Below are 25870 nucleotides of genomic sequence, written 5' to 3' on the forward strand. Positions count from 1 at the left end.
TCAGATGCGCTGATACTGGATATTTCGTGCAGATTTTGATTGTTTTCACATGGCTGACCGTGCTTTTCATCACATTGTACAATCGCATAGCAATAATTTCTACGTTTTGTCGATATAGTATGGAAGGCTTTCTGCCAAAATATATCCTTTTTTTGTACCCTCTGTATGGTAAGCTATACCATACAGAGAAAACACCTCGTCTGTCGCGGATACGGACCACTGGCGAGGAGGATATATTTCCTGATTTCATGATAAAGGACTGAGTAGTATGAGCAAAAAGTTTACAAGGCTGCTGTCCATCCTGCTGTCGCTTAATCTGACGTTCGGCACGGGTACTTTTGCAGCATTTGCGGCTGAAGCGGAAGACGGCAGCACCGGCACCGGTTACTCCGAGAGCGGCGATCCCGCAGCATCCGCTCCGGAAGCAGAGGACAGCGGTATAGAAAACACACCGGACACGAGCAGCCCCGCTCCGACAGAGAGCACCGGCGAGAATGCCGAGCCGTCTGTGCCGAGCGAGCCGTCTGCACCGGGCGAGTCTGCATCGCCGAGTACACCTGAAGCACCGGCCGAGGCGGCACCGTCCGCACCGGCGGAGAAAGCGCCTGCGGCTGAGGTTCCGGCAGAGGAGAAGCCTGCTGAAGAAAAATCTGCCGAGCAGGCATCGGTTGCGGCGTATGCAGTCACCGCGTTTACGCAGGACAGCATCCGGTATGATGTTTCCTCGGGCGATGCCGTTGTTACCGGCTGCGCAGACAGCGTGACTAAGCTGGTTATTCCGGAAACCGTAACCTATGACGATAAGGAATACAAGGTTGTCGGCATTCAGGAGCATGCGTTTGACTGGGCAAATCACCGCAGTCTCGCACTGGAAACCGTTGATCTGGGCGGTCTGCCGCTGGAAATCGGCGAGTATGCCTTCCGCGGTCAGAAGTCGCTGACGACTGTTGACGGCATGGATAATATTACCGCAATCGGCAACTATATGTTCACGGCATGCTCGGCGCTGACTTCGGTCGCTGATCTGTCCAAGGTTACTTCTGTCGGGGTTATGGCATTTATGAACTGTTCTTCGCTGACTACGCTGGAAGGACTGAATTTCTCCGCACTGACGAGCATTGGTCAGGAAGCCTTCAATAATATGGAGTCCTTCTCGCTGGAGCTGGGTGAGCATACCTTTGATGCGCTCGAGTCTTTGGGTACCGGGGCGTTCATGAATATGACCGGTATCACCGGCACGGTCGTTCTGCCGGAAAGCATTACCGAAATTCCGAGAAACGCATTTTCGAGCACCGGAATTACCGGCGTTGACTGGTCTCATATCACGGTCATCGGCAAGAGTGCGTTCAGCAACTGTAAGGGTCTGACCGAGCTGCATTTGCCGGATTCTGTTACGTCGATTGGAGAAAGTGCATTCGAAGACAGCGGTCTGACTGGAGAATTACAGCTGCCGAGTGCGCTGACTTTTCTGGGTACCGAGGCATTTAGCGGCACTGCCATCAGCAGTGTTACGTTCCCAAGCACACTGAAAAATATTGGCAGCTACGCATTTTACAGCTGCTCGAATCTTTCCGGCACGCTGATCATCCCTGAAGGGGTTGTTTCCATCGGTAAGGCAGCGTTTACGAACACCGGTATCGAAAAGCTGGAGCTTGCCGACAGCGTACAGACCATCTCGGCCGGTGCATTCAGCACCTGCGCCAAGCTGACTTCCGTGCAGATTGGCGAACAGGGCAAGGGCAAAAGCCAGCTGCAGACCATCGACAGTAAGGCATTTAACAAAGATACCAATATCACCTACTTCTATATCGAAGCATGCTCGGCAGATGTTGCGATTGACTCGAATCCGCTGACGATTCCTGCCGGTGTTGCTGTAAAGTTTGCGGTCACTGTCGATGGCGAAAACATCCGCGAAGGCGAAGAAAGCACGTTGCAGCAGGCCGTTGACGCGGCAGAGGGAAACACCACCATTACCGCAAACAAGAGCTTCATTGTAGACGGCACGGTTACGATTCCGTCCGGCAAGACCATCACGCTGACCGATGAAGGCAAGGGCCTTTCGGTTGTGTTCAAGAACGGCTTCGCCGGTCCGGCTTTCCGCGTGGAGCAAGGCGCGGCGCTGATTCTGGACGGCAGCTTCAATTTCTCCTGCTTCCGCATCGCTAACGGCTCGTTTGCCGAGGTAAACGGCGCAATGACGCTGAACGGCGGCACGATCACCCGTATGAGCCTGAGCGGCTCGAACATGGGTGCGATTACGGTGGACGGCGGCTCCTTCACCATGGGGAACGGCGAGCTCAGCAGCATTTCCGCTTCGTCCGCAAACTGCGGCGCGGTTTATGTGAAGAACGGCGGCAAATTTGCCATGAACGGCGGCAAAATCACCGGATGTACGTTCAAGAACCAGTATTCCGGCGCGGTTGCCCTCGCAGACGGCAACATGACGATGACCGACGGCACGATTTCGGGCAATACCGCATCGGAGTATAACGCGGCAGGCGGCGTACTCGTAAACGGCACTTCGTCTCTCACCATGAGCGGCGGCACGATTGCTGACAATACGGCAAAGCGCGGCGGCGGTGTATGCGTGCGTGAGAACGGCACGTTCACCATGTCCGGCGGTACGATTTCCGGCAACAGCACGGCAGTCGATTCCGCTACAATTCAGCAGCCGAATGCAGGCGGCGGCGGTGTCTTCGTAGAGGATAACGCAGCATTTGAAATGACAAACGGCACGATTACCGGCAACAAGACCAACGGCATGGGCGGCGGCGTTGCAACGGCCGTTCTGAGCGAGAATGACACGGTTGGCGGCGGCCGGTTCCACATGACCGGCGGCACGATTTCGGACAATATGGCATCCTGCGGCGGCGGTGTATACAGCTGGTCCGGCAGAGACCGCGTTGTACTCGAAGGCGGCAATATTGTAAACAATACGGCGTATCGACAGGGCGGCGGCGTTTACGTCAGCCATGCACCGTGGTCGATCACGATTAAGAATGCGCTGATCACCGCAAACAAGGCAGCCATTCAGGGCGGCGGCATTTGGTCCTGCCCGGTGGGCACGGTAAGCCTTGGCACGGATGCAGCTGTATTCGGCAATACGGCAGGCAAATCTGCTGATGATGCGGCCTTCCTGCTCAAGTGGAGCGAGGCGTATTCCACCAGCTTCAGCGGCAGAATGTACGGCGGCGGACTGGTAACCTGGTACCGCGATACGTCAATCGGCGCGGGTGATGCAAACTACGGCGCTTTCGCAGGCGACCGCTACGATGCAGCGAACCCGGGTGCTCCGGTTGAACCGGCTTCCGGTGCGATCAAGGGCTACGGTCTCAAGGCTGTTGTTTCCGCAGAGAGCAAGGCACTGGCTGAAACCGCACCGCTCAAGATTATGGGCAATACCGCAGAACGCGGCGGCGGTGTCGGCACAAACGGCGAAGTGATCATTCCGGGTGAGGACACCTTGGAAAATCCGGTTTCCCTCACCGTACACAAGGTTTGGAGCGGCACAAGCGCGTATCCGACCGCTGTTACCGTAAACCTTATCCGCATTGCGAAGGACGGCACGCGAACCGCGATCGGTACGGTGCTTCTGAGCGAAAGATCCACCGACAAGGACGGCAAGACCTGGTCGTACACCTTTGCAAATCTGGACGGCGCTTACACCTATACCGTCGAAGAGGAGGCCGTTGACGGCTTTAATATCTCGATTACCGGCAGCATGGCAGATGGCTTTACCATCACCAACAGCAAGAGATCCGGCGGCGGCGGTGGCGGCGGCGGTCACCACAAGCCGGACCCGAAACCGACTCCTGATCCCGATCCGAAGCCTCCGGTTGACATTCCGGATCAGCCTACACCGCTTGATCCGCTGAAGCCGACGGAGAACATCCCGGACGGCAAGGTTCCGACGACCAAGCCGGAAACACAGACCAAGACGCCGGATAAAACGAAGGCAGTGAACATTCCCGACAGCAAGACTCCGACGTCCAGCGTTCCGAAAACCGGCGATATCGGCGGTCTGTGGGCGGCTCTGTGCGGCCTGTCCGCAATGGGACTGGCATACTTCGGTATCCGCAGAAAGCACGATTAAAAGCAAAAACAGATAACAAACACCCTCTATATCATCCGATATAGAGGGTGTTTTTTCGCTCAAACAATATGCAAAAGCTGAATCAGCAGCAGCCATGCCAGACCGTAATAGGTTACAACGGCAACCAGATCGTTCACGGTCGTAATCAGCGGACCGGACGCAACCGCCGGGTCTACCTTGATTTTATGGAACAGGATCGGCACGAGCGTACCGACCAGACTGGAAATCACGATCGCTACAAGCAGTGATATGCCGACGCAGCCGGAGATCAGGAACGCATGTCCAGCGGCATAACCCTTGAACAGCGCTATGTATGCACCGAGAAAGACAAGTGCCATAATGCCGAGCAGCGCGCCGTTGCAGGTGCCGACCTTCATTTCCTTGAAGGTGAGGTGCAGCTTGTCCTTAGCACTCAGTTTTTCATCCATCAGCACACGAATCGTAACTGCCAGCGACTGCGTACCGACGTTGCCGGCCATATCGAGAATCAGCGACTGGAAGCAGATAACGACCGGCAGCACGGCTACAACGCCTTCAAATGCACCGACAACGGTCGAAACGCCCATGCCGAGGAACAGCAGGATGATCAGCCACGGCAGGCGCTTTTTCATGCTTTCCCTGGTGGTTTCGTTGAGATCCTCTTCGGCGGACAGACCGGCGAGCTTTGCATAGTCCTCGCCAAGTTCGTCATCCACGGCCTCGACAACGTCCTGTGCGGTGATGATACCGATGATCCTTCTGTCCTTATTCAGCACCGGCAGGGAATCTTCGGCATAATCTTTGATCTTCTCGATGCTCTCTGAGATTTTCTCGTGGTCGAGCAGATACGGATACGCGTAGCTGATGATGGAATCCAGCGGAACGTTCTCTCGGGCAACGATGAGATCCTTCAGGTCGATTGCACCGCAAAAGCGGTTTTTATCATCGACTACATAAATCGTTCCAATGTTGTCGTTTTCACCGGCCTGCTTTACCAGCTCGTGCATGGCCTGCCGAATGGTCAGGTTCTGCTTGATGCAGATGTAGTTGGTCGTGATCAGGCTGCCGACTTCGCTGTCGTCATAGGAATTGATAAGCAGGATGGCTGACTTGGTTTCGTCATCGATCATCGGGCGCAGCTTTACTTTTACGCTCTCGTCGATGTTCTCCCACAGATCGACCGCGTCGTCCGCATCCATTTCGTTCAGAATTTCGGCCAGCTTGTCAATGCCGATTTCATCAATGTATTCTGCCGGATCATCCAGATAGGAGATGATCTCCGCCAGCCATTCCGCATCAAGTGCGCTGTACAGCAGATTGCGTTCCGCGCGGTTTAGGAATTGCAGACTTTGTGCGATATCGTTGTCGTGATAATCCTGCAGCTGTTCCCGCATCTCATTGATCGAAGGGGAGGTGCGGATGATCTCAACGATTTTCTCGGCAAAAGATGTTTTTTTCCATGTTGCTTTTTTCATAATCAGCCTCCTTCTGTGCCCGGAAAAGGGCACAAAAAATCCACCGTAACAGATACAGTGACACAAACATCAGTTGTGGACTTGTTCATCACGATGGAGCAAGGCTCAGCGCTTATTTCAAAAGAGGATGCTTACGGACACTCGAAACAGCAGTATAGTCTGTATCCATCGTCATATGTACATTTCGTCTGTCACAACTGTCCATAGGGCTTGCCTCCTTTTTATTTTTTCGCAATGATTATAGCACTTTTTATGTGGAATATGCAAGGCATTTTTCGCAGTTTTAACAATATGGATGAAATTTGCGGACAATATCGCGCACGGGGAGACAAAAAGCTGACGATGCAGCAATGGGATTGTCTGGGCGTACGGATGATTTTGGAAGATTACCCAAACCGATCCCACCGAAACGCTTCGGTGGACAGAGCAGACGCCTTGCCGTCGAGTGCCGGCTCACTGAGCAGGATACCAACGATGTCATCTCGGATACGGCGATAACCTTTGTCCGGATGCTGCATAGGTATCTGCTCCACCTTCTCTGCAATCTGCAGGTTCTCCTTGTCACGTCTGCTGTACTTGCCCAGACTTGTCTTTCTTTCTATTTCCTTCAATTTTTTGCAGGTGGTTTTCCATTTCTGCCATGCTCGCGGAACGAGAGTGGTACGGTATAAGCACCCTGGGAAACTGCAGACTGCGTATTTCTGCGCGGAATAACAAAGCAAACGAGACTGGCGAAAAGCAATCCCGTGTCGATTAACGGCAGGGTTTTCGTATATTAAGGTGGCATATTGAAAGCCGGTGTGATATAGTTAGGATGAACTAACTGACGATTGACACTGGAATCCCGCAAAAGCAAAGAGATGAAGAAATTATGCAAAGCAAACAGCAAAAGCAAATTAAGGAGTTTTTGGTACAGACCTTTGGCGGAAGCAGGGGCGGCTTGCTGTTTTCACAGCAGGAAAAAACGCTGGATATGTTAATCAAAACCGCAGCAAACAGGTCCAAAAGCCAGATGAAAACACTGGTGCAGACCATTCTGCCGCGCATTGCGCTGTACAAGGTGCTGCAGGCAGAGCTGCCTGCAGAGGAAACCTTTGCGCACATGCGGACGTACATGATGGACTGGGTGGCGGCAGAAAAGCACGCTTTCACGGCGAAAATGGAGCTTGTGCCGGGATTTTATCGGATTTACAGCTATTGTTTTCTCAAAGTCATGCGCACCTCCGACTTGTGGGAGAGTACACAGGCACACGACAAAACGCACTTTTCCGCGTCGATTACCAAGTGTCTCTGGCACACGGCGTGCCGGGAAAACGGCTGTCCGGAGCTGTGTCCGCTGTTTTGCGATGTGGATGACGTGACCTATGGCGGACTGCACAAGCTCGGCTTTTCGCGCACAAAAACGCTGGGCTGCGGCGGTGACTGCTGCGATTTTCGTTTTTTCAAAAGGTAGGTGAGCAGACGGAGAAGCGGACTTCGGCAGGATTTTCGGTGCAGCGGCGGAATCCGTGCTGTCAGATTCATCGCCTACGCAGTGCGGCCGCAGATGGTTTTGAGTCGGATTCCTCTTCCATACCTTGCGATTTCCCCGGTTAAATGATACAATCAAACCACAAGGTTTCATTCCATCAAACGGATTCCGAAGGGGAGCCATCCCTTATCACATAAAGGAGCATCAGTGCATGAACCCAGTTTTTGTTATCGGACATCGCAATCCGGATACGGATTCCATTTGCTCTGCAATCTGCTACGCGCACCTCAAGCGCAGACTGACCGGCGGAGAATACATAGCCTGCCGCGCGGGTCACGTTAATGCGGAGACCAAATTTGTGCTCGAACGCTTCGGTGTGGAGCCGCCGCGCTACATCAAGTCGTTTGAGCCGCGCCTGAGCGATGTGCAGTACCGTGAGGTGCCGGGCATCAGCGAGGAGTTGTCACTGCGCCGTGCATGGGATTACATGAACGAAAATGATATTCAGACGCTGGCCGTTGTCGATGAGGATCGCCATCTGAAGGGTTTGCTGACGCTGGGCGACATCGCGCGCTTCTACATCGAGGATCAGGACGCCAATGCGCTGGCGGAGGCCAAGACCAGCTATCGCAATCTGGTCGATGTGCTTGACGGCACGCTCGAGGTTGGCGACATTGACCAGCGGTTTGAGCAGGGCAGTGTGGTCGTTGCGGCGGCTAATCCGGACGTGCTCGAGGACTACATCGGCAAAAACGATATGGTCATTCTCGGCAACCGTTACGAAAGCCAGCTGTGCGCCATTGAGATGAGCGCCGGCTGCATGGTCATCGGTCTCGGCTCCAAGGTTTCGCGCACCATCCGAAAGCTGGCCTCGGAAAACGGCGTTTCTATCATCGCCACCCCGTATGATACCTACACCTGTGTCAAGGTGATCGGTCAGGCGGTTCCGGTGCGGCATGTGATGCGGAAAAAGAGACTTATCACCTTCGAGCCGGAGGAAACGGTTGAGGATGTAAAGCGCACGGTTTCCAAGAAGCGTATCCGCTATTACCCGTTGATGGATGAACAGGGACGATATGTCGGTATGTTCTCACAGCGCAACCTGCTGGATCTGGAGCGTCCGTCGGTCATTCTGGTTGATCACAACGAGCGCGATCAGGCCGCCGAAGGCATTCGTTCGACCAATATTGTTGAAATCATCGACCACCATCGCATTGACTCGGTGGAAACCAGCGGACCGATCTACTTCCGCAATCAGCCGCTCGGCTGCACCGCGACCATCATCACGCAGATGTACCATGAGCACAACGTGGAGATCGAACCGAAAATCGCGGGTCTGCTGTGCTCGGCAATCCTGTCGGACACGCTGATGTTCCGCTCGCCGACGTGTACGCCGCTTGACCGCATGGCTGCAGAAGAGCTGGCGAAAATCGCCGGTCTGGACATCAAGCAGTATGCAACAGAAATGTTCCGTTCCAGCTCACGTCTGCTCGATCGCTCGATGGATGAGCTGTTCCACATGGATTTCAAGTATTTTCAGGTGCATAATCAGAAGATTGCGATTTCGCAGGTGACGAGTGTCAGTGAGAACGAGCTGTCCGGCATCCGTGATAAAATGCTCGAGTACATGGAAAGCTGCCTGGCATCGAGCGGTCTGTCCATGCTGTTCGCTATGCTGACCAACATTATCGAGGAAAAGACAGAGCTGCTCTACGTCGGCAAGGGCGCGCAGCAGCTGGTTCGTGCAGCCTTCAAGACCGACTGCGGCGAGCATTCGGTCGTCCTGCCCGGCGTCGTCAGCCGCAAGAAGCAGATGGTAGCGCCGCTTGTCGGAGCCATGGAGCACGATGAGGAAATAGAGTAAGATTTGCAGAGTAAAAGCGGAAGAAACCTTGGTTTCTCCCGCTTTTTGTATTTAATTCAGCTTTTTCAGCTGCTCAGAGATGGTTCGTTTCATCGTCTCGGCATCAAGCGGCTTAGACAGATGCGCGTTCATGCCTGCGGCGAGACACTTCTCGCGGTCCTCCTTGAAGACGTTGGCTGTCATGGCGATAATCGGAATGGCTTTCGCGTCCGGCCGGTCGAGTGCCCGGATAGCTTTTGCAGCCTCCAGACCGTCCATCTCGGGCATCATCACGTCCATGAGAATGGCATCAAAGCTGCCCGGCTCGGAGTCCCGGAAGGCTGCAAGCGCCTGCCTGCCGTTCTGCACCGGCACGGTCTGCACACCGCTGTCGTGCAGCAGGAAGATTGCAATCTCCATATTGAGCTCATTATCCTCGGCAACGAGCAGCCGCGCGCCGGAAATATCTGACGGTGTCTGCGGCGAAGCTGCTGCTGCGGTCGCGTCACGATCGAGTTCAAAAGGCAGTACGACGGTAAACCGGCTGCCTTCACCGAGTTTGCTCTCCACCGAAATGGTGCCGCCCATTTGCTCGATGAGCTGATGCACGATAGACATGCCGAGTCCGGTACCCATATAGCTTGAGCGGGGGGACTTGTCCGCCTGCTCAAACGGATTGAACAGATGGTTTTTGATGAAATCCTCGGACATGCCCAGACCGGTGTCCTCGATGATGAATTGACAGGTGATCTTCGTATCCGTCCGTTCGAGCATGTGCATCTGCATATGGATGGAACCGCCGGGCTTGTTGTATTTCACACAGTTGGTGAACAGATTCATCAGGATTTTTTTCAGATGCAGCGCACTGCTGTGGACGTAAATACCGGAAAAATCGTCATGCTCACCGATGACGGTAAGACCGGCGGCTTCCGCCTGAAACAGCACCGAATTGGTAATGCTGCCGCAGACTTCATCCAGATTCATGGATTCGCTCCGCAGAACGACGGTGCCGTTTTCCAGCTGAGCCATATCCAGAACATCGTTCACCAGAGACAGAAGCAGCTGAGAGGACAGCTCGATTTTATGCAGACAGTCGCGCACGCGCGCGTGGTCGTCCTTATTTTTGCGAATGATAGTCAGCATGCCGATGATGCCGTTGATGGGTGTGCGGATATCGTGCGACATGTTGTTCAGGAACGTTGTTTTGGCGGCGTTGGCAGCCTTGGCCTGCGTGAGCGCTTCCTGCAGCTCTGTCTGGCTCTGCTGCAGCCTGAGGTTCAGCTCCTGCGCCTGTTTGGCGGACTGCCGGGCCTTGCGGAACAGACCGAACAGCAGCAGAGAGAGCAGGATGAACACAGCAGAGGCAGTGGTCAGATTGTCCTTGACAAAGTCCGCAGCGGTGACCTTTTCGGGCGCACTGTCGTACATGGCAAGTGCACCGGTCAGCAGGGAAGAAGGCATGGTTTTGAGCGTTTTGTTCAGGATGGACAGCAAAGCCGTATCGCCCTGCCGTACGGCGAACGAGGTCTTGCTCGGCTGTGTGAGGAACACGCGGTACAGCGTTTTGTCCTTCATATAGCGCGGCAGCTGACCGGCACGCATTACATAGCAGTCCGCACTGCCGGTACGCATGGCTTTGATCGCGTCATTCGCCGAAGGGTATTCGAGGATCGTCCACTTGGGATAATTATAGGAAAGGTACTGCTTGAGCGAAAAATCGTTCTTGGGGATGGCAGCGGTGTTTGGCTCAAGCTCATTAAAATAGTTCTTCGTGGTAAGCACCGCCTGACTGAAGCTCAAGACGGTGTTCGACAGAGCAAGACCGTTCTCTTCGGCGGCACGCGGGTTCTGGCTGGTGTGAAAAATCAGGTCGATCTCACCGTTCTGCAGTGCCTGCAGCTGCTCAAGTTGCGTGTCAAAGCCGTGCAGGTCGAAATGCAAGGCGTTATCCCCCAGACAATTCGTCGCATATACGACATAATTCGTGAGAACACCGGTAACATCACCGGTTCGGATATCAAAGTTGCTGATGCCGGTGTCATGATTCAGAAAACCGATGCGGATGGTGCCATGCTGCCGGAGCCAGTCCTGCTCCTCAGTCGAGAGGAGCTCGACCGACTGGGCAGACAGATAGCGCTGATACAGATCATCCTGATAGAACGGCTTGTCGTGTGCAATACGGCGCATGGTATTATCGAGCGCTTCCTTGAGATCGGGACGGCTTTTGCTGATCACGAAGTAAACATCCGAGCTGCCGAACGAGGTGATCGCGGACAGGCCGTATTTCTGCCACTGGGGACTCTCGACCGAGATAAAACCGTCGATTTCGCGGCTGGCGATCTTGGCGGCTGCGTCCTCGTCGCTGGTGATGGTCACATGCTCGGTGTGCAGACCGTGGCGCGTCTCCCATTCGCAGAACTGCGTGGTCGCGATACTTTCGGACAGCATGCCGATGCGCTTGCCGTTCAGGGTGGTCAAATCGGATACGGAAATGTTGGCAGCGGCGAGATTTGCATACAGGTAATATTTTTCCTCGCCCATCGGCAGATCGGAAAACAGCATGGTCTGGGCACGGCCCTCGGCGTAGGATACGCCGGCCATCAGGTCGATTTCGCCCTTTTGCAGCATGTTCAGTGAATCCGGCCAGTTTGCTTCGATGTAATGATAAGTCCAGCCGGTATATGCGGCGACGGACTGCTGATATTCGTAGCCATAGCCACTGCGTTCGCCGTTTTCGCAGGTGATGTTGTAGGCGGAATCCGGATACCATGCAACTCGCACGACAGAGGAATCCTGCACAGCGGCGGCTGTGCCCTGTAGCAGCGGCATAAGCAGGCAGAGGCACAGCAGCAGACAGCTGTACCGTTTCAGTCTGGTTGTAATTCTGTTCATATACCCCTCCGTGAGCCGGAATGCGTCCGGCATTTCTCTGTAAAAGAAAAAAGATGCACTGCTGCATCGGTAATGCATCTGTGCATCTCAAACGAGGCAGCTGGCTGCCATTTTACAGGCCCTGTGAAGTCGGTTTCGCAGTCATTGCGAAAGCGGCTTCTTAGCTTTGCGCCGCAGGCTTTCGCCTGGTTTGCTGAATATTTATTCGGTTATTATATTCTATTATAGGTGAAGAACGACAGGGTTGCAAGAGAAAGACGCAAAATCGACCGCGATTTCAATAGAATGCGGTATTAAAAATTGTTTGATTGATATACAGAACAGAGGGAACCAAATCGCACGGCATCTCGTCTAATTAAGTAACAAGAGAAAATACAGCGGCCGTGCGCCGTACCGCTCAAGAAACGAGGTGTCTGTTATGAAAAAACGATTGTTCCCCCTGTTCCTTGCACTTTTGCTGCTGCTTTCCGCCTGCGGAGCAAGCGTCGGCAATTCGGCATCGGCGGCAGCCGGTGACAGCGGCAGTATGCCGGGTGACATGAATGGCTGGACCGAGGAAGCGTCGGCAGATACCGCTGAGAGCGGTGCGGACTTTTCTGCGGTGAGAAAGAATGCCAAGCTGATTTTGAACGCTAATCTGACGCTCGAAACGCAGGATTTCGACAAAACCTCTGCAGATATTGAGAAAATGGCAGCGGATGCAGGCGGCTATCTTGAATCGAGCAGTCTTTCCGGCGATGCGGGCAGCCGACATGCGAGCTATGTCCTGCGCATTCCGCAGGAGAAGTTTGAGGCGTTTTACGAGCAACTCGGCAGCAGCGTGCATGTGGTGTACAGCTCGCGTTCGAGCGAGGACGTGACCGAGCAGTATACCGATATCGAAACCCGTCTGGCAACGCTGACCACCAAGCACGAGCGGCTGCTGGTGCTGCTCAATCAGGCGGACAAGATGGAGGATATTATCTCTCTCGAGAACGCGCTGGCCGACTGCGAATACGAGATCGACTCGCTGACCGGCTCTAAGCGTCATTACGATGATCTGGTCGGATTTTCGACCTTCTATGTGGATCTGAAAGAGGTTCAGACGCTGACCGCAACGCCAGAAGGCAGCGGCTTCGGCGCACAGCTCGCGCAGGCGGCTAAGACCGGAACACGCGGTCTGGTTGACGCGGTTCGTGCGCTCATCGTCGGCGCGGTGATGTTCTGGCCGGTGCTCCTGTTGGCTGCTGCCGGAGGCGGCGCTGTTGCGGTCCTGCGCCGTCGGCGCAGGAAGGCGCGCGAAGCCGAGCAGACGGAGATTCCGACAAAAAAAGATGATCGGTAATACAGGTGCAAAAGGAGCGCAGATGTTTGCAATCTGCGCTCCTTTTGTCGATACTTGTCGATTTACTGCGGCTATGATATACTGATTATGCTGCCACTCCCCATACCGGCAGGAAAGGGGGTGCGCGTTGTGCATATTTTCTTATCTTTTTTACTTTCTGTTGAGGCAAGTGTAGTTGCTTACTATATTTGCAAATGGCTGGACGGAAAGCGGTAACTGGCAGTGAGCCTCAGGTTTAAGCCGCCTGCTCTAATGGAATAGAAAAGCCTCGGTGCTGCAACACCGAGGCTTTTCGTGCGCGTTGCGCACATTCTTATCTTTTACTTATTGATATTATACCGCATATCAACAGCCAATGCAAGTGGATCCGACTGCGCCGGAAGATATTTCTCTGTCCAAGCGAGGAAATATGCACAATATCATGGACACTTATTTGGATAGTTTTTATACTATTGTCAAATACATTTGGCTCATTCCTCCAAAGTATGATATGATTAAATCATTCAGGAGAGAAAGAGAAACGGAGAGAAAACCATGAAACGATGGAAAGGGGCGGCATTGCTGCTGCTCTGCACAGTTGTGATGCTGCGGCTGCTGCAGGGATTGGCACAGCCGGAAAAAGAGAATGCCCATGTGCCGGTGCTCGGCATTGTCACCACGGCGGCAGAGGATGACCGGCGCGAAGCGCAGTCCGAAGCGCTTGTACATGCGGCGGAGGAACATGGCTTCAAAGTGCTGGAAATGCCGGTCGAGCGCACGCAGGAGGCACAGATTGAAGCCGTGCGTGCGCTGATCGTGTATCAGGTGGACGCAATCGCATTTACGCCGCTGGTGGAAAGCGGCTGGGACAACGTGCTGCGCGAAGCAAAATCCGCCTCTGTGCCGCTGCTGTCGATAGACCGCGCGATACGCGGCGTGGATGATGTGCCGCTGCAGCATATTGGATTTGATTATGCGTCGCTCGCCGAGCAGGCGGCGGATGCGCTTCTGCAGCAGCGCATGCCGCGGGACGGTGTACTGGAGCTTTACGGCACGGTAAATGCTTCGGACGCAAGAGAGATTGCACGCGGCTGCCGCGAGGCTCTGGAGGAACACGGATTGACCGTAACCTACAGCCTGTGCGGCGACGGCATGCGCTCGCGCGGCTGCGAAATACTGGAGGAGATGGAGGACCATCTGGACGAAATCGGCTACATTTTCGCCCAGAATGACGCCATGGCGCTCGGTGCGGTGGATTATCTGCACAGCCACGGCCGTAAACCGGGCAAGGATGTGCTGATTTGTGCGTTTGGCGGCGGTGCGGAGCTGCGCGCGCTGCAGAAAAAAGGGGAGGTTGCCGTAATCGGCGCACTGGATGATACGCAGCTGGCTGAACTGACCGCAGACGCAGCCCAGCAGATTGCGAAGGCACCGTGGAAGCCCTATATCGCTCTGGCGGATACCGCCGTGCTGACGGAGGAGGGAACAGCCGATGCGTAAATCCCATCACAGCCTGCACGGCTTGCTGCGGCAGTCGCTGCTGCGCAGCGTGGTCTGCATGATTTTACCGGTGTGTGTGCTGGCCGGTCTGCTGGTTGTGCTGACACAGCGTTATGGCGCGGATATTGCATTGACGACCCGAGCCTCCGAAGTGCGTACTGTGCTGGTGCAGGACCTGCCGGATGAGGTGTGGAACGTGGTTTCCGGCCGCATTTCCTTCGAGGATGGACGGCAGCGGATGCTGATTGACAGCTCTCTGCACGAGCTGAACGACATGCTGGACAGTGCCGGAGAGGACGAGGCACAGTATCTCAACGCGGCGCTGCGCGCTATCCGCACGATCGACAGCTACGTTGATCAGCTGGAAACGCAGATGGACGCCGGTGCCGCGGTCAGCCGCAACGAATCGCTGTACCGCGAGATTCACAGCGTCGGCCATCTGGCGGGCAGCATGCTTGACCGCTATATCGAGAATGAAATCGCCCGCATGGGGCGTTTCAACGCCCGCATTCAGCACGGACTGGGTGCGGCAGCGCTTGCACTCATTGCGCTGGTCGGCGTGATGATCTGGCTGACTATTCGGGCATCTGACAATCTGGAAGGTGCGATCGGCGCGTCGTTGCGGCAGCTGGAGCAGTTTGCCAACCGCATTGCCGCCGGTGAGCTGACCGAGCGCGTCCCGCCGACCGAGATCGACGAGCTGCATCTGCTGACGCGCGATCTCAATACAATGGCGGAGCAGCTGGGGGCGCTCATTCATGAGCGGGTCGAGCAGGAAAAGACCATTAAAAAAGCTGAACTGCGGGCGCTGCAGGCACAGATCACGCCGCATTTCATGTACAATACGCTGGAAACCATCGTCTGGCTGGCCGAAGAGGGCCGCAACAGCGAGGTTGTCGAGATGACGATGGCGTTCACCGGCTTTCTGCGCATCTCGCTCAGCCGCGGCGCGGATTACATCACGGTCGAGCGCGAGGAACAGCACGTTGCAAACTATCTGCAGATTCAGTCGGTGCGGTACGGCAGCATCATGCGGTATACGATTGATATTGATCCCGCGCTGCACGAGCGGTATATGCTGAAAATCGTGCTGCAGCCGCTGGTTGAAAACGCGATTTATCACGGCATTAAGCGCAGGCGCGGCAGAGGACAGATTACCGTGACCGGCCGCAGGCAGGCAGGCGGCATGTACTTCGCCGTGGAGGACAACGGCATGGGCATGACACCTGAGCGTCTTGCCGAGGTACGGACCTCGCTGCAGAATGGCGCACCGCTGGACCCGGACGGCAAGGGCGGCTACGGTCTGCGCAATGTAGAACAGCGTCTGCGGCTGTATTACGGCTGCGGACTGACAATTGAGAGTGAATACCGGCACGGCACGCGCATCAGCTTCACCGTACCGGACGAACAGGAGGGGAAAACGCTATGATGCGTATATTCATTGCGGATGATGAGGAGATCATCCGGGACGGCATCCGCAACTGCATTGAAAAGGAGCAGGAACGCTTTTTGTTTGCAGGTGAAGCGCCGGACGGCGAAATGGCACTGCCTATGCTGATGGAAATGAAGCCGGATGTGCTCATTACGGACATCCGCATGCCGTTTATGGATGGCCTGGAGCTGGCAAAGGTTGTACGGCGCACCATGCCGTGGCTGCGTATTGTGTTCCTCAGCGGACACGATGAATTTGAGTATGCACAGAAGGCGGTTTCGCTGCACGCGGATGCGTATCTGCTCAAGCCGGTCAGCTCGGCGCAGCTGCTCGAAACGCTCGGACAGGTTGCCGAGCAGATTGAGCAGGAGCAGCAGCAGCTTCGCTCGGCGGGCGCAAACAGCCGCAGTGAGCGCGAGGAGGACGTACTGCGTGAGCATTTTCTCAACGACCTGCTCTCGGGCAGCGTACCGACTGCAGAGGCGGCTGTACAGGGAGAACGCTGGGGGCTGCTGCTGACAGCAAAGCAGTATCTGGTGTGCATCGTGCGTCTGCCGGAAAATGCCGTGCAGGAGCAGGTGCGTGCGCTGACCGAGCGTTTGTGCGGCGAGGAAAGCGAGGTCTGCGCCTTTTTCCGCGGCAGCCGCCGGCTGGTGCTCCTGCTGCGCGGAGAGACCGAGGAAGCTGTGCGCGAAACCGCCTACGAGTTCTGTCAGAACCTGCGGCACGAGCTTTGTCAGGTGCTGGGCTGGAACGCGCTGTGCGCGATCGGCGCACCGGTCTCCCGTGTCAGCGCCCTGCCGGAAAGCTATCGCACAGCGAAGGATACACTGCTGCAGGCCTCCGCGTGTGCGGACAACGGCGTATTCGGCAGCACGGACTTTGCCGGTGTGCAGCACGAGTTCGATTTCTCGGCAGGCGGCTCACTGGCGGACAAGCTGCGGCATGCCGCTCCCGAGGACGTGCCGCGTATTGTCGAGGGTTATTTCGGCGACTCTGCGGCGCAGGACATGCAGAGCGTGCTGTACCGGTATTATCTGCTGATGAACCTGCTCGTCACGGCCTCTCAGCTGGCTGATGAGGTGCAGGCAGGCAGCATTCCGCCTCCGGAGGATCCGCAGGCGGTGCTCGGTCAGGCGGCGACGCTCGAGGGCACAAAGGCCTGTGCCGCCGAGGTGCTCGGCCGCATGACTCGTCTGTGTTATCGCCATCAGAATGTGCGATACAGCGCGGAGATCAGCCGTGCAAAGGAGTTTATCCGCGAAAACTATGCGGACAGCGGTATTTCACTGCACATGGTGGCGGCAGAGGTCGGCTTTAGTCCGAACCATTTTTCCACCGTGTTTTCGCAGGAGACCGGTCAGACCTTTGTCGAATATCTGACCGCTGTCCGCATCGAGGCGGCAAAGCATCTGCTGACCGAGGGCAACAGCCGCATGAGCGATATTGCGTTTGACGTCGGTTATCAGGATTCGCACTATTTCAGCTATCTGTTCAAAAAGCACGTCGGCGTTTCGCCGCGCGAGTACCGCAGCCGGTCGGAAGAAGGGTAAAATAATATCGTAAGAAATTCACCGTTTAGGAACGGCCTTCTTGAATGGTAAAATTTTATCGGATGATGGACGGTAGAGCGAAGCCGCTTAAACTGTTATAGTATAGGGGCAGAGAAAAGCTGCCCGCCTTTTGTATCGAGGTGGAAGCTATGAAAAGAATATGTTTTCTTCCTGTTGTTCTGCTGCTGACCGGACTGCTCTGCGGCTGTACGGGTCAGCAGCAGAACGATCCCTCACCGCAGGAGCACAATCATGCGATGGAGGAGGGGACAGAAACACCGAAATATGACCATCTTACCGTTTACAGTCCGCTGCCGGAGTCGGAAACGCTGCTGTACTGCAGTGCCTTCCGCAAGGATACCGGCATCACCGTGGACTGTATTCATCTTCCTGCCGGAGAAATGACCGCGCGGCTCGAGCAGGAGCGGGACAACCCGCAGGCTTCTGTGCTGCTGGGCGGATCGGCGGATAACTATATTCAGCTGCGAGAGGCCGGTCTGCTGGAGGCGTATCAAAGTCCCGAGCTGACCGATGTGCCCGAAGCCTATCAGGATGAGCAGGGCGTGTGGAATCCGATCTACATCGGCACGCTGTGCTTCGCCTGCAACACCGACTGGTTTGCACGGACGGGAACGCCGATGCCGACCTGCTGGGACGATTTGCTGTCGCCTGCACTGGCAGGGCAGATTGTGATGGCAACTCCGAAAAGCTCGGGTACCTCGTATACCACGCTGGCAACGCTTGTGCAGATGCGCGGCGAGGACAAGGCGTGGGAGTATCTTCAAAAATTAGACCAAAACGTCGGTTTGTACACCCGTTCGGGTGTGGAGCCGGCAGAGCGGGTAAAAAACGGCGAATACGCCGTCGGTATCGTGTTCTCGCACGACGCCTTCCGTGCGGCGCTGGATGGCTATCCCATTGAGGTGCGCAGTCCGGCAGACGGCACCGGCTATGAGATCGGCGCGTGCGCGCTTGTGCGTGGTGCACCGGAGCAGGAGCGCGAAAACGCCCGCACCTTTATCGACTGGCTGACCTCTTCCCGCGGAGAGGAATGCTACATCGAAGCGAAAAGCTGCCGTCTTCCGGCAAACAGCACCGCCCGCGCAGCGGACGGACTGCCGTCGCTGGACGAGGTCAAGCTCATCACCTACGATCTGGAGTGGGCAGGCGAGAACCGCACGCGGCTGATTTCGTACTTCGACACGCATATTTACAGCGCGCGAACCTTAAGGCAACACCGCACAATTAAAGCGGCGGTGCTTTGCGGAAATTTTGTGTCCTGACTTTGTTGCAGTTTCACGGTAATACATCAAGTATTACCGCAAAACTGGGCCTCGTCAGTACGCAAAATTTACTCGCAAATCACTCTTGTTCAATTATGCGGTATTGCCTTAACTTAAAAGGTTTAACATAGACGCGGCGGTATGGCGGCAGCCGTACCGTGAAGAGAAAGGAGAAAAGAAAATGGCTAAAAAATCTTCGCGTATGCGGCGGCTGCTCAGCGGTGTGCTGTCGGCCGTGATGCTGGCAACACTGGTGCCGAGCACTGCTTTCGCAATCGGAAGGACGGATACCGGCTCCTTCCTGACGGGTCCGTACCTGATGACCCCGAAAACAAACGGCATGGTTGTCGTTTGGGAACTGGATAAACCGATGAAGTCCACCATTACCTACGGTACGAGCGATGCGGACAAGAAAACGCTCGAGGTTCCGGTAGAGGAGGGCGAAAAGTTTAAGGGTGAGAGCATGCACATGTATCGTGCCCGCCTGACCGATCTGACTCCGGGTACGACCTATACCTACAAGGTTGAGACCGAGGACGGACAGACTATGGATGGTCACTTCCGCACGCTGCCCGAAAATTCGAATGAGATCCGCTTTGTGGTTGTCAGCGACAGCCATCGCTTTGAAACGGCAACTAAGGTTTCCGACGTGATCGCACAGTTCGATCCGGACTTTATCCTGCATACCGGCGATATGGTAGAGGGCACCGGCTCTCAGAAGGATCAGTTCCCGTACTGGTTCCAGAATGTCGGCTCGTTCCTGCACAATGTGCCGGTCATCTACAACAGCGGCAACCACGATTACGGTGTCTACTTTGATGAGTATGTCACCAAGGTGCAGAAGGAGCAGTATAAGTCCAACGAGACCGGACGCAACGTAGCGTTTGACTGCGGTCCGGTGCATTTCGATATGCTGGACAGCAACCCGTGGTCCCTGTTCGAGCTGAACTCCACTGCGGGCGGCGGCGAGGCAGATGCGGCAACCAAGGCCGTTGTAAACGAGTCGCTCGACTGGCTCAAGGCTGATCTTGCAACCGACAATGCCAAGAAGGCTGACTTCCGCGTTGTTACCATGCACCATCCGTTCGAGGATGACCTGACCCGCAAGTACGTTCCCTCCATCGTGGAGAACGGCAACGTAAATATCATGTTCAGCGGCCATACCCATCTGTATTCCCGCTATGCTTCTGCTGATCCGAAGCGCGGCGCGGATACCCTGTATGTAACCCAGGGCGATGCCCGCATCGGCGACGGCAAGATCGACACTGGCAAGCCGGATCAGCGCCTGAATGACAACTATCCCAACCTGCTTGCAACCGGCAAGGGCGATATGCTCGAAGTAACCGTCAAGGACGGTCTGATGACCTATAAGAATCTGGGCCTGAGCAGCGACGGCGAGAAGGTATTTGAGACGGTTACGCTGTCCAAGGACGGCGCCAAGCTGGCGTACAGCGATATTTCCATCACCCCGGACACCGTTCAGTCCAACGGCACTGTCACGGTATCCGCAAAGGTGACCAATGTCGGCAAGGGTCTGGCGACCGCCTCCATGTGTGTCAAGGACAACGGCACCGACCGTTGGCTGTATGAGTTCGGCAAGAGCGGCAAGGAGCGTGTTGTCGGTCTGAATCCCGGCGAGTCCGCAACGCTGAGCGCACCGCTGACGCTTTCTGCACTCGGCACGCATACCCTCAAGCTGGACAGCTACACCAAGACCGTCAATGTTACCTTCCGCAAGGCAACCTACACCTACAGCAACCTGCGCCTGCAGCTCGGCGGCGGCACGGTAAGCGAGCCGACCAGCGATGTCATCTACACCAAGGCGGATGTGCAGAACATCGGCAATGAGGACGGCACCGCAGAGGCAGTGCTGTACATCAACGGCGCAGCCGTTACCTCGCAGAAGACTGCGCTCAAGGCAGGCGAGACCCGCACGGTTGAGTTTGCCTACAAGGCACCGGCAGGCGGCAGCTATGCCGTCAAGGTCGGCAACTCGGCAGAGAAGACCGTTGCCGTGCTCGGCTCCATGCAGGGCACCCCGATCGTAAAGGATAAGTCCGGCAAGGGCAACGACGGCATCATCCGCGGCAATCCGACGCTCGTTAAGTACAACGGCGGCTGGGGTCTGTCCCTGGACGGCGTGGATGATTATGTGGAAATTCCGGATAACAAGAACTATGTGGTAGACAACGGCGTTACCGGCATGGTTTGGGCAAACATCGACCGTCTGGCAACGGGCGATGAGTGGGACCACAACCCGCTGCTGATGAAGGGCGCTTCCATCAGCTACGGCACCAACTACCTGTTCCGCATGGCAGTCCGCAAGACCGGCATGGTTACCTATGGCATTGGCTTTAACAACGATAACGGCGAGTACTTCTGGAACGACGACGAGAATATGGGCGGCGGCGTTACCCTCGGCAAGTGGGTACAGTACACCGGCGGCTTTGATCGTGCAACCGGCGGCGACAGCTACGAGGATACCAAGGCAAGCGGCCACATCGATGCACCGGATTTTGATTCTGAGATCCGCAACTGGGAAGGCAAGTCCATGTACTCCGGCTTTGCATTCCACCGTCATCTGCTGACAGACCGCGGCCGCGGCAAGACGCACACCATGCTGACAGGTGACATCGGTCAGCTCCGCTTCTATACCACCAAGCTGACCGCAGAGGAGAACAAGCAGATTTACGCAAATCCGACTGCAAAGGGTCCGGAAAGCGACAAGCTGGTCGTATGGCTGGATTACGCACCGGAGAATATCGTCACCAAGGGCACGCACACCACCGAGTGGCGCGCAATGACCGGCAGTGCAGCACAGTTTACCTATAACGCAGAGATTACCGGCGCGGCTTCTGCAACCGCAACCGTTGAGACCTCGGACGACGGCAAGACCGTAAAGGCTTCCCAGTCCGCAGAGCTGAAGAACGGCAAGAACACGGTTGATATTTCCGCACTGGGCAGTGCAAAGTATGTTCGCGTTACTACCGTACTGAACTCCTCTGTTGCAGAGAAGTCCACCGATATTCCGATTATCAACGCGTACACCGTCAAGGCCGGCAATACCAATACCTGGGCAACGCTGGCAGACTGGAACGAGGGCACCTTCACCGATGCAGTAGGCTACGAATCCGATGATGTATTCAACGATTACTCTGTGGATTACGACAACTACGGCACCGTGGGCAAGAATGTCAAGGTTGTTGAGGGTACGGTAAGCACCTTTACCGACATCGCGGGCCACTGGGCAAAGGATGCCATCGAATATGTGACCGATAAGGCGCTGTTCAACGGCACGACCGCAACCACCTTCTCCCCGAACGAGGGCATGACCCGCGGCATGTTTGTCACCGTGCTTGGCCGTATGGCAGGCGCAGATATCACCGCGTACAACACCCAGAGCCAGTTTGCCGACGTAGACAGCAAAATGTACTACAACGCATACGTCAACTGGGCAGCAGCCAACAAGATTGTTTCCGGCGTGGACGCTTCGCATTTCAATCCGAATGCGCTCATCACCCGTGAGCAGGCTGCGGTTATCATGGACAATTACCTGACCGCCACCGGCACCAAGGTAGAGGAGAACGGCAGTGCAGCTGCATTTGCCGACAGCGCAAGCATCCGCGCTTACGCGAAGGACGCTGTAACCAGAATGCAGAAGGCTGGTCTGCTGAGCGGCAAATCGGGCAACCGTTTTGACCCGCAGGGCACGGCCACCCGTGCACAGGTAGCTGTTATCATGCAGAATCTGTGTGAAAAGACCGGTAAATAAGCCGATAAGATGAGAAAGGGTCTCCCGCCGAATGGCGGGAGACCCTTTGCGTTCAGAACAGGAAAAGTCGGGAGAGGTTATTGAACAGCACCCCATTTGTTAGACAGTGTGATATACTATCTAACAGATGGGGTGATTTTAATGCCAAAAGGAGTACCGAACAAACGATACACACCAGAATTCAAGAAACTGGTGGTCGAAACGATGCTCGAGGTACGGCTATCGCTGTATCACAGCGGAAGCTAAATCTGAAATGGGTAACGGATGTGACGGAGTTCAGCCTGTTCGGAGAAAAGCTGTATTTGTCGCCCATTTTTGACTTGCACAGCAGTGATTTGGTTAGTTATACGATTTCGGATCGACCTGTGTTAAGCATGGTGACAACGATGTTGGACAAGGCATTTGCAAAAATTCCGGACAACACAAATCTAATCCTGCACTCGGATCAGGGTTGGCAGTACCAGCACAAGCAATACCAGTGGATGCTTCGTGAAAAAGGGTATCCGTTAAAGCATGAGCCGGAAGGGCAACTGTTTAGACAACGCTGTGATTGAGATTTTTTTCGGACTGCTCAAGAGTGAACTGCTGTATCTGCAAAAAATTCAGTCCATGGAGCACTTCAAGCAGGAACTCATTGACTATCCGGACTACTACAACAACCGCAGAATCAAGGCAAAATTAAAGGGCTTGTCGCCTGCGGTTCACAGCCAACAAGCCCTTTCGGCAGCTTGAACAATTTTTACTTCAAAAGATTATCTAACTTTTTGGGGCACTTCATCTGCATTGCCGCTCCTTTTGCACGCAGAACAGAATTTACAGGGAGAATGTGCTCTTGTGATTCCTTACAAAAACGAAAGGGATTATTTGTTGAAATAACAGATTGACGCTTATACGGTCTGTTGTTATTTTGATTATAGCTTTTGTTTCAGTAGTTTCAAATATCTGGAGGGAGTCATTCCATGATTTATACGGTAACACTCAACCCTGCATTGGATAAAACGGTAGAAATTCCGGGTATTGCGCTTGACACGGTCAACCGCATCACGGAAATGCGCACGGATCCCGGCGGCAAGGGCATTAACGTGAGCAAAGTGATTGCCAAGCTGGGCGGCGAGAGCCGCGCCGTCGGCATTCTGGGCGGTGAGAGCGGCAGAACGCTTGAAAAGCTGCTCGAAAACGAGAATTTCACCACGCAGTTCCGGTTCGTTGAGGGGCAGACCCGCACGAATATCAAAATCATCGACCGGGTCGGCCACACGAATACCGACATCAACGAGCCGGGTCTGACCGTTACGAATGCAGATTTAGATGCGCTGCTGAACGACCTTCTGGCTGAGGTGCACGCAGGCGACATTGTGGTGCTGGCGGGCAGCTTGCCGAAGGGCGCACCGCAGGATACCTACCGCGTGTGGACGAGCGCATGCAAAAACGCAGGTGCGCGGGTGTTCCTCGATGCGGACGGCGCTTTACTGGCGGAAGGCTTAAAGGCCGCGCCGTACCTCATCAAGCCGAATGATGATGAACTGTCGCGTCTGGCGGGCAGAAAACTGGAAACCATCGAAGAACTGACCGCAGAAGGTCAAAAGCTGCTGGAGAGCGGTATCGAACGGGTGGTTATCTCGCTGGGCGGCCGCGGTGCGCTGTATCTGCGCAAGGGCAGCACGATTTACGCTGAGGGACTCAAGGTTCCGGTCGGCAGTACGGTCGGTGCGGGTGACAGCGTGGTGGCCGCGCTGGCGTATGCCGAGTCGCAGGATATGAGCGAGGAGAATGCGGTCCGTCTCTCGACTGCAGCCGGAGCCGCGAATGTCATGTGCAGCGGCACACAGGCCGCCGAGCGCTCGGTTATCGAGGCGCTGCTTCCGAAAGTACGCTTTTCCAAGCTGTAATTGTTGAAATCTATCGTGTTTTAAGATATGGTGAAGGAGAGTTTTATTATGAAAACAAGAGCTGTACGTCTGCATGCTGCGAATGATCCTGCGTCTGGATACCTTTGAACTGCCGGAAATCCGCGATGATGAGATTCTGGTCAAGGTCGTATCTGACAGCATCTGTATGTCCACCTACAAGTGTGCCATCCTCGGCACCGAGCACAAGCGCACAAGCGCGTGCATTCCGATGTAGCTGAGCATCCGGCCGTCATGGGGCACGAGTTCGCGGGCGATATCGTCAAGGTTGGCGCGAAGCATCAGGATAAATTCAAGCCGGGCATGAAGTTCACGCTGCAGCCCGCGCTTACTACGAGGCGTCTCTTGCGGAGACGATGAGTTACTTGGTCGGTGCGTTTAACGCCGCTTATCACACCAAGATAGGTGTTTATCACCGCGAAATGGGTATTAAAAAGGGAGGCAAGCTGGTCATCATGGCAGGCGCCGGTCCGATAGGCCTGAGTGCGCTGACGTATGCGCTGCACCGTGACGTCCGTCCATGGACGTTGTGACCGATGTGAACGAGGACCGTCTGGCACGCACCGAGGCGCTGTTCCCGCCCGCAGAGGTTAAGGAGAAGGACGGCATCGACCTGCACTTTGTCAACACCGGCAAGATGGAAAATTCGGCGGCAGAGCTGCGCGAAATGACCGGCGGCACCGGCTTCGACGATGTATTCTGCTACGCGCCGGTCACAGCCGTGGTAGAGCTGTGTAGCGCCGTGCTCGGCCGCGACTACGCTCAATCTGCCAAAGATTCCGGGCGGCAAAAAAAGGTGCTGTAACAGTGAGAAAACCCTGTCTGTTGTTGGAACAGACAGGGTTTCTTTTGGGGTTAAAGTCAGATATTCGGCTCATACGCCGATACGGCGGCAGTATCTGTATATTGCCCCTCGCAAATCGGAACAAAAACTTTTAACAGAATTGGAAAATAAGAAAAACCGGTTATTTCAAACGAAATAACCGGAGGCTGTCGAAAAACTAACGTTTTCCGAGCAGCCTCTCGATCGAAACCACGCTTTCGATCGAATTCCGAAGAAAAACCGCGCCTTGCAGGCACATTTTTTCTTCCCTTGTATAAATTCCGAGATACATGCTCTCGGAATTTATGAATTTGCTCCGCAAATTCTATTTTATGCGTGCTGCCGCACGAAGTACGAGAGTCGAAAAGCTCAGCAAAAGCTGGGCTTTTTCTCGTATATGAGGTAAATGAAATAGGTAATGCAAAATGATAGAGCGAGGGAAATTAGATTGCGGCGTAGTAGAGATCGTAGACACAGAAAGTTTGGGATGGAGTCGTTGCGAAATCTACCCCTGGACGCAGAAAAACGGCGTGACCATTGTGGT

General features: G+C 55.0%; 17 protein-coding genes and 1 pseudogene. 15 read left to right on the forward strand and 3 right to left on the reverse strand.

Annotated features, from left to right (window positions below):
- The first annotated feature begins 268 nt into the window (after positions 1-268).
- On the forward strand, positions 269-4093 hold the full coding sequence (locus DWZ82_RS07585; RefSeq protein WP_118479889.1) for a leucine-rich repeat protein: 3825 nt from the start codon (positions 269-271) through the stop codon (positions 4091-4093).
- Positions 4094-4152: 59 nt separating this feature from the next.
- On the opposite strand, the gene mgtE is transcribed toward DWZ82_RS07585, so the two are convergent.
- Positions 4153-5547, reverse strand: coding sequence for a magnesium transporter (gene mgtE, locus DWZ82_RS07590; protein ID WP_118479891.1), 1395 nt, complete (start codon positions 5545-5547; stop codon positions 4153-4155).
- A gap of 386 nt (positions 5548-5933) precedes the next feature.
- Positions 5934-6158 carry a hypothetical protein gene (locus DWZ82_RS07595; RefSeq protein ID WP_118479893.1) on the reverse strand — a complete coding sequence of 75 codons (225 nt, stop codon included), beginning with the start codon at positions 6156-6158 and terminating at the stop codon, positions 5934-5936.
- A 362-nt stretch (positions 6159-6520) separates the two neighbouring features.
- On the opposite strand from DWZ82_RS07595, the gene DWZ82_RS07600 reads away from it, so the two are divergent.
- Both DWZ82_RS07600 and DWZ82_RS07605 read left to right on the forward strand, forming a co-directional pair.
- Positions 6521-7000, forward strand: coding sequence for an L-2-amino-thiazoline-4-carboxylic acid hydrolase (locus tag DWZ82_RS07600; protein WP_158575134.1), 480 nt, complete (start codon positions 6521-6523; stop codon positions 6998-7000).
- Positions 7001-7229: 229 nt separating this feature from the next.
- On the forward strand, positions 7230-8882 hold the full coding sequence (locus tag DWZ82_RS07605) for a putative manganese-dependent inorganic diphosphatase (RefSeq protein WP_118479897.1): 1653 nt from the start codon (positions 7230-7232) through the stop codon (positions 8880-8882).
- Between the two features lie 51 nt (positions 8883-8933).
- Here the strand turns inward: DWZ82_RS07605 and DWZ82_RS07610 are convergent, their stop codons facing one another.
- Positions 8934-11753 carry an ATP-binding protein gene (locus DWZ82_RS07610; protein WP_158575136.1) on the reverse strand — a complete coding sequence of 940 codons (2820 nt, stop codon included), beginning with the start codon at positions 11751-11753 and terminating at the stop codon, positions 8934-8936.
- A gap of 418 nt (positions 11754-12171) precedes the next feature.
- On the opposite strand from DWZ82_RS07610, the gene DWZ82_RS07615 reads away from it, so the two are divergent.
- The 12 genes and pseudogenes from DWZ82_RS07615 to DWZ82_RS15610 all read left to right on the forward strand — a co-directional run bounded on the left by DWZ82_RS07615 (position 12172) and on the right by DWZ82_RS15610 (position 25308).
- Positions 12172-13077 carry a DUF4349 domain-containing protein gene (locus DWZ82_RS07615; protein WP_118479901.1) on the forward strand — a complete coding sequence of 302 codons (906 nt, stop codon included), beginning with the start codon at positions 12172-12174 and terminating at the stop codon, positions 13075-13077.
- 534 nt (positions 13078-13611) lie between these two features.
- The gene (locus DWZ82_RS07620; protein WP_118479903.1) at positions 13612-14556 is read left to right on the forward strand and encodes a substrate-binding domain-containing protein; all 945 of its coding nucleotides are present in this window, start codon (positions 13612-13614) and stop codon (positions 14554-14556) included.
- Positions 14549-15985, forward strand: coding sequence for a sensor histidine kinase (locus tag DWZ82_RS07625; RefSeq protein WP_118479905.1), 1437 nt, complete (start codon positions 14549-14551; stop codon positions 15983-15985). The genes DWZ82_RS07620 and DWZ82_RS07625 overlap by 8 nt, the downstream gene beginning before the upstream one ends.
- A complete protein-coding gene (locus DWZ82_RS07630) occupies positions 15982-17541 on the forward strand; it encodes a response regulator (RefSeq protein ID WP_118479907.1) in 1560 nt (519 codons plus the stop codon). The genes DWZ82_RS07625 and DWZ82_RS07630 overlap by 4 nt, the downstream gene beginning before the upstream one ends.
- A gap of 149 nt (positions 17542-17690) precedes the next feature.
- Entirely contained in the window at positions 17691-18824 is a 1134-nt protein-coding gene (locus tag DWZ82_RS07635) for an ABC transporter substrate-binding protein (protein WP_118479909.1), read from the forward strand.
- 181 nt (positions 18825-19005) lie between these two features.
- Positions 19006-22596 (forward strand): S-layer homology domain-containing protein, encoded by a 3591-nt coding sequence (locus DWZ82_RS07640; RefSeq protein ID WP_118479911.1) that lies wholly within the window; start codon positions 19006-19008, stop codon positions 22594-22596.
- Between the two features lie 239 nt (positions 22597-22835).
- Positions 22836-23328 (forward strand): annotated as a pseudogene (locus tag DWZ82_RS15595) (IS3 family transposase); the annotation flags it as partial.
- A 227-nt stretch (positions 23329-23555) separates the two neighbouring features.
- Complete coding sequence (gene pfkB / locus DWZ82_RS07655) at positions 23556-24485, forward strand: 1-phosphofructokinase (RefSeq protein ID WP_118479917.1); 930 nt, start codon at positions 23556-23558, stop codon at positions 24483-24485.
- 73 nt (positions 24486-24558) lie between these two features.
- The gene (locus DWZ82_RS15370) at positions 24559-24720 is read left to right on the forward strand and encodes a hypothetical protein (RefSeq protein ID WP_199667423.1); all 162 of its coding nucleotides are present in this window, start codon (positions 24559-24561) and stop codon (positions 24718-24720) included.
- Positions 24705-24863, forward strand: a complete 159-nt coding sequence (locus DWZ82_RS15600) for an alcohol dehydrogenase catalytic domain-containing protein (RefSeq protein ID WP_243022908.1) — start codon at positions 24705-24707, stop codon at positions 24861-24863. Before DWZ82_RS15370 ends, DWZ82_RS15600 begins: the two co-directional genes overlap by 16 nt.
- Positions 24860-25036 (forward strand): hypothetical protein, encoded by a 177-nt coding sequence (locus tag DWZ82_RS15605; protein ID WP_243022909.1) that lies wholly within the window; start codon positions 24860-24862, stop codon positions 25034-25036. Before DWZ82_RS15600 ends, DWZ82_RS15605 begins: the two co-directional genes overlap by 4 nt.
- Positions 25024-25308 carry a hypothetical protein gene (locus tag DWZ82_RS15610; protein ID WP_243022910.1) on the forward strand — a complete coding sequence of 95 codons (285 nt, stop codon included), beginning with the start codon at positions 25024-25026 and terminating at the stop codon, positions 25306-25308. The genes DWZ82_RS15605 and DWZ82_RS15610 overlap by 13 nt, the downstream gene beginning before the upstream one ends.
- Positions 25309-25870: the final 562 nt, after the last annotated feature.

Source organism: Butyricicoccus sp. AF35-5AC (assembly GCF_003477715.1).
GTDB lineage: Bacteria > Bacillota > Clostridia > Oscillospirales > Butyricicoccaceae > Agathobaculum > Agathobaculum butyriciproducens.